Below are 908 nucleotides of genomic sequence, written 5' to 3' on the forward strand. Positions count from 1 at the left end.
AAGTGGCCGAGCTGTTCTACGACGCCGACGCCGACCTGTCCATCATCCAGGGCCGCAAGGTCGCGGTCATCGGTTACGGCAGCCAGGGCCACGCGCACGCCCTGTCCCTGCGTGACTCGGGTGTCGACGTCCGTGTCGGTCTGCACGAGGGCTCCAAGTCCAAGGCCAAGGCCGAGGAGCAGGGCCTGCGCGTGGTCACCCCGTCCGAGGCGGCCGCCGAGGCCGACGTCGTCATGATCCTGGTCCCGGACCCGATCCAGGCCCAGGTCTACGAGGAGCACGTCAAGGACAACCTGAAGGACGGCGACGCGCTGTTCTTCGGTCACGGCCTGAACATCCGCTACGGCTTCATCAAGCCCCCGGCCGGCGTCGACATCTGCATGATCGCCCCCAAGGGCCCGGGCCACCTGGTGCGCCGTCAGTACGAGGAGGGCCGCGGCGTCCCGTGTCTCGCGGCTGTCGAGCAGGACGCCACCGGGAACGCCTTCGCGCTCGCCCTGTCCTACGCCAAGGGCATCGGCGGCACCCGCGCCGGCGTGATCAAGACGACCTTCACCGAGGAGACCGAGACCGACCTCTTCGGTGAGCAGGCCGTCCTCTGCGGCGGTACGGCCGCCCTGGTGAAGGCCGGCTTCGAGACGCTGACCGAGGCCGGCTACCAGCCGGAGGTCGCGTACTTCGAGTGCCTGCACGAGCTGAAGCTGATCGTGGACCTCATGTACGAGGGCGGCCTGGAGAAGATGCGCTGGTCGGTCTCCGAGACCGCCGAGTGGGGCGACTACGTCACCGGCCCGCGGATCATCACCGACGCCACCAAGGCCGAGATGAAGAAGATCCTCGCCGAGATCCAGGACGGCTCGTTCGCCCAGCAGTGGATGGACGAGTACCACGGCGGTCTGAAGAAGTAC

1 protein-coding gene is annotated in these 908 nt (G+C 68.0%); it reads left to right on the forward strand.

Translation table 11 applies throughout. The annotated features are described in order from the left end of the window. Nucleotides 1-2: 2 nt before the first annotated feature. On the forward strand, nt 3-908 hold a 906-nt coding region (gene ilvC / locus ACFF45_RS35485; protein ID WP_381351167.1), incomplete at its 3' end, for a ketol-acid reductoisomerase.

This window comes from Streptomyces cinereospinus (assembly GCF_042430725.1).
Taxonomy (GTDB): domain Bacteria; phylum Actinomycetota; class Actinomycetes; order Streptomycetales; family Streptomycetaceae; genus Streptomyces; species Streptomyces cinereospinus.